Annotated in this window: 4 protein-coding genes; 1 reads left to right on the top strand and 3 read right to left on the bottom strand. The window is 62.0% G+C overall.

Annotation, left to right across the window (positions count from 1 at the left end):
- The first annotated feature begins 162 nt into the window (after window positions 1–162).
- Window positions 163–1,050: an alpha/beta hydrolase gene (locus tag ACIREA_RS27165; protein ID WP_397385458.1), complete on the top strand. Its 888-nt coding sequence runs from the start codon at window positions 163–165 to the stop codon at window positions 1,048–1,050.
- Here the strand turns inward: ACIREA_RS27165 and ACIREA_RS27160 are convergent.
- The 3 genes from ACIREA_RS27160 to ACIREA_RS27150 form a co-directional block, all read right to left on the bottom strand.
- Window positions 1,031–1,861: a sialate O-acetylesterase gene (locus ACIREA_RS27160; RefSeq protein ID WP_397385457.1), complete on the bottom strand. Its 831-nt coding sequence runs from the start codon at window positions 1,859–1,861 to the stop codon at window positions 1,031–1,033. The genes ACIREA_RS27165 and ACIREA_RS27160 overlap by 20 nt on opposite strands.
- A gap of 138 nt (window positions 1,862–1,999) precedes the next feature.
- Window positions 2,000–3,499, bottom strand: coding sequence for a sialate O-acetylesterase (locus tag ACIREA_RS27155; RefSeq protein WP_397385456.1), 1,500 nt, complete (start codon window positions 3,497–3,499; stop codon window positions 2,000–2,002).
- 81 nt (window positions 3,500–3,580) lie between these two features.
- Window positions 3,581–4,513, bottom strand: a 933-nt coding sequence (locus tag ACIREA_RS27150; RefSeq protein WP_397385455.1) for a hypothetical protein, incomplete at its 5' end; no start/stop codon positions are given.

Here is a 4,513-nt window from a genome sequence, read left to right as displayed (position 1 = left end):
CTGGATGTGGAGCGGGATCGGGGTGTGAGGAGGTCTGGCTTTGTCGATCCCGATATGGAGGCCCTGCGGCAGAAGGTGAACGAGATGATTCTGAACGGGCGGAGGTAGATTCTCAGCATCGCGGGCGTAACGAGTATCGCCTCACAACGCCCGCCTTTTGCCATGCTGAAATCTATTTCCGTTCTCCTCACCGCCCTGCTGCTCGCGCCACTGGCCGCGCCCAACGCCGTCTGGGGCGGTTTGCACGCTGCCGAACCGATTTCGCTCCCGCTGTGGGAGACGTCGCCACCTGGCCTTGTCGCCAACGCCGCGCCTGAAACAACCCCAAACGGCATCACGACCTTCAACGTAAGCGTGCCGGGCATGAAGGTCTATCGGCCCAAGAAGGGCAACGGCATGGCAGTGGTGTATTGCTCCGGCGGCTCGTATCGCTCCGTGTCGCACCTCAGTGATGCAGTGGGCAACGCGGAGTTTTTCAACTCACAGGGGATCGCGCTCATCGTGGTAAAGTATCGAACCCAGCCGCCGTCACGCGGATACGACGCAGCGCTGATGGACGCACGACGCGCGATGCGCCTCACACGGCATCACGCACCGGAGTGGGGGGTTGATCCCGCCCGAATCGGGATGCTTGGTGGGTCAGCCGGAGCGCATCTGATCCTGCGCGTGGCCACAGGTGAGCATGGCGGCCAGCCGGAAGCGCAGGACCCGGTCGAGCGCGAAAGCTGTCGTCCGGCGTTCGTCGGCCTGCTTTGTCCGTGGCCTGGCACGAACAAGGAGGGAGATTTTTCCATCACGAACGAAACGCAGCCGATGTTTCTGTGCTCCGCGCGGGATGATACGGTGGCACCCACTGCGTTCGCGGAAGGCATCGCCCGCGCGTGTGAGAAAGTCGGAACACAATCCCGACTTTGGATCATTGAGAAAGGCGGCCACAGGTCGTTTCGGCTCGGAGTTCAAGGTGAAGGCGCTCAGTGGGCCGGACGATTCACCGAATGGCTGAAATCTCTCCCCTTTAGCCAACTCCAGACTAGTGCGAACAAACCATGAAACACATCCTCCTAGCCGCCCTGCTGCTCACTACCAGGAAATTGCTTTTTGAGTGGGGCGGGTCGAGTTGGCATTGGACGTCGCGCGGAGACGGGGTGTGAGGGGGGCTGAAAGCCTCATACGCCGCGCCTTTGCTGGCCCACTGGCCATTCGGCAGTTGCTCCACGCGACTCACCAGCGTCGGCGGATTCGGAAACGTCGCGCCCTTCGGCAACCACTCGCGCACACTCGTCGCACCAATGCCACACGCGATGATGCCGACGGGCACGTTTTCCTTTGCCGCCACCGCATCTGCAAACGCCGGCACGAAACTTCCGCCACCTCCGCTCGCGCCCGGCTGCGGATCATTCGCGATGCGCCACGCCTTGCCATCGAACGACGCCACGCGCTGTGTCTTCGTCGTCTGCTTTTCCTGGCCGTGATTCGCCGAGTTCGACTGCCCCGCGATCACAAACACCTCGCCGATGCCCACATGCGCCACGCTGCCGAGCGCGAGTTGTTTTCCGCCGTGCACGACCTGCACTTCCATTTTCAGCCAGCCACCTGCGGGTGCTTCGTATGAGGCGATGACCTTGCGACCCTTCACCGAGTTGACCTGCGTCCAAGTCGTTGGCTTGTCATTGTTCACCAGCCGCACCTGAACGGCTGCATCGGCGGGGACATCCTCCGACAACTCCCCCGCAATGCGCAGCAACCCTCGACCCGGACTGCTCCGCTGCACGACTTGGTAATCGAGCGGCGAGGTCAAAGTCAGATCCACTGCGTGCAGGGGGTTGGCGACAAAGAAGAGTAGAGCGAGAAGACGTTTCATCAGGTCTGTTGGAGGGCTAATTATGGCTGGTAAAAGATGGTCTGAATGAACCTTTTCCCCCAAATCTTTTTCCAGCCCGGTTCTGGATTTAGGTGTGTCTCGTTTCACTGGACTCCTCTGCCTATCAAAACGCATCGATCACCATGCATCACTGCGAAATGGCGAGGCGGGCAGGCCTGCTACATTCACGAGATTCGCCTTCGGATCGTCTTTCCAAGCGTAGCGTACAGCGACGGGTGTTTTCACCTCCGGCGAGGTGACGATGACTTTCTCGCCGTCGATCTTCGCGATGGCGGGATGGAAGGTTTTATCGGCTCCGGCGAGTTCGAAGCCTTCGATCTGGCCTGCGCGGGCTTCGAGGCCCTCCGCATGCTCGAAGGTGCAAACCGCAGCCCCGTTCGCAAACTGCGGCGTTTTCGGCAAAGGGCCGTTCCACGCGATGTTTTGGCCGTAAACCTTCGCCAGCGCCCACAGGCCGAGGCGGCGGCCGACCTCCTGTTTGTTTTGCGGATGAATGTCCTTCGGATCGCCGAGATCGAGGCAGATCGCCATGCCGGTGTGCGGGACGGCGAGCGTCTTGAGCATGGATTCACGCACCTCGCACCAGCCGAGGAAGCGCTCGTTGTGGAAGTTCGGCAGTTGCACCCACGCGAGGGGAAAATCGCCCTGCGCCCAGTGCTCGCGCCAGTCTTTGACGAGCATGGGAAGCTGCTCGGCGTAAAACTTGCCGCCCTCGACCGTGAAGGCGTTCGACTCGCCCTGATACCAGATCGCGCCCTTGATCGCGTAACCGGCCAGCGGGGCGATTTTGCCGTTGAAGAGGTTTCCCGGAGCCCGCGTGCGCGGATCAGGACTCGGCGCCGGTTTCGGCGGCAAGGGCTTGTTCTCCGCCTTGGCCTTATCGGCTAGTTTTTGCCAGCCCTCGAGCTGCCGCGCATACAACTCCTTCGCGCGTTCCGGCGTCCAGGTTTTCATCGACACATCCATCGCCGTGAAAGGCTTGGCCATCTCGGGATGCGTGCGTTGCGACTTCGGGCTGATCCAGTTTTGGATCGGCGTGCCGCCCACGGCGGACACGAGCAGGCCGACGGGCTGTTTCAGTTCGCGATGCAGATGCCGGCCAAAGAAATACGCCGTGGCACTGAAGTTGGCGAGATTCTCTGGAGTCGTGAGCTTCCACTCGCCACGCGGCTTCACATTGCTCTCGCCCGCGCCGCCGGACGATTCCACAAACATGCGGAGCTGCGGCGCATTCGCGGTGGTCTGCTCATCTTTGAAGGAGCGAAGCCTGCCGACCGTCCACGCCATGTTTGACTGCCCCGAGCACAGCCACACATCACCCGCGAGCACGTCCTGGATCGTGATCGTGTTTTTGCCCTTCACCGTTATCGTGGTGCTCTCGCCCGACTTCAGCGGATCGAGCTTCACCCGCCACTCGCCCTTGTCATCGGCCTTCACCGACTTCGTCTGCCCCGCGATGGAGACGGTCACGTCCTCTCCTGGTGAAGCCCAGCCCCAAACCGGCACTGCCGCATCGGCCTGGAGGATCATGTGGTCCGAAAACGTTGCGGGCAGCGTGACGTCCGCCTGCGCGGCGGTGAGGAAGCAGAGAGTGAGGGCAAGAATCGAGCGTTTCATAAATGAGCGAGCCAACCAATACGCACGCAAGGAGAGGAATGATTCGAGCTGTCGATCTGCCGTGATGCGAAGGCCTGCCACTCACCGTCCCCACAGTTTCGCGAACTTCTCGGTGACGTGGAAGTCATCCTTGCCGGTGGGAGAGAAGGCGGTGCGCTCGGCTTTGCCATCGCGGACGCGGCTGCGGCCGAGGTTGAAGTGCCAGGGGAAGAGGTCTTTGGGCTGGGCACCGTCGATGCCCTTGGTGGGATCGAGGGTGAAGGCCTCCGCGCCGACGATGGGGAGTCGCATCTCGATGCTCCAGCGGTCCGCGCCGCGATGCACAGCGAGCTGGGCACCGCTAGTCCAGGCCGCGCCTTTGCCGCCGGGAGCGTGGTCGAGGTCATAGACGGCTCCGGCGGGGTTGATGGAGATCTCGTAGTAGCTGCGCGAGGGTGTCTCGATGAGGAGCGTGATGTGATCGCCTTCCAGCAGCTTGGGATCGTCGTTCTTCGTCGTGCTGCTTTGCAGGCCGTTCATGTCCGGCTCCAGGCAGACGATCCCGATGTGCAGGGTGCTGCCCTCGCGTTGGATCTGGAAGCTGCTGTTGCACTTCGGCTGGGGGTCCTGCGGACGCAGCTTGATGAGCGGCGCGATGCGCACGGTGCTCCAATACCCTTTGTCCACCTGGCCATCGAGCGGCTTGCTGCCGAGCGGTTTGGCTCCGGTGTTGACGGTTTCGAGTGCGCGGTAGTCGAGATCGGTCTCGCGCTTGCGGCTGAGCTGCACGCGCAGGGCTTCCAGTGGCTTCATGGTGTCGGCGATCTGCTGAATGCGACGACCTGGAAGGCTCGCAGAATCGGCGGCGGCTCTGGCTTTGGCGAGCAGATCGAACGACTCGCCGATTTTGGCCGCATCAGTGCTCATGTGCATCCAGTTCGCCTCGGCGTGGGTGATGAAGGCCTTCATCGCCTCCGCGGCGGGACCGTAGTAGCTGGTGCAATAGTCCGCGAGCATCGCATTCACGTCCTGATT

This window comes from Prosthecobacter sp., assembly GCF_044373815.1.
Lineage (GTDB): Bacteria > Verrucomicrobiota > Verrucomicrobiia > Verrucomicrobiales > Verrucomicrobiaceae > Prosthecobacter.
Note: the sequence above shows the minus strand (reverse complement) of the source record. Positions and strands in the feature narration are given on the sequence as shown.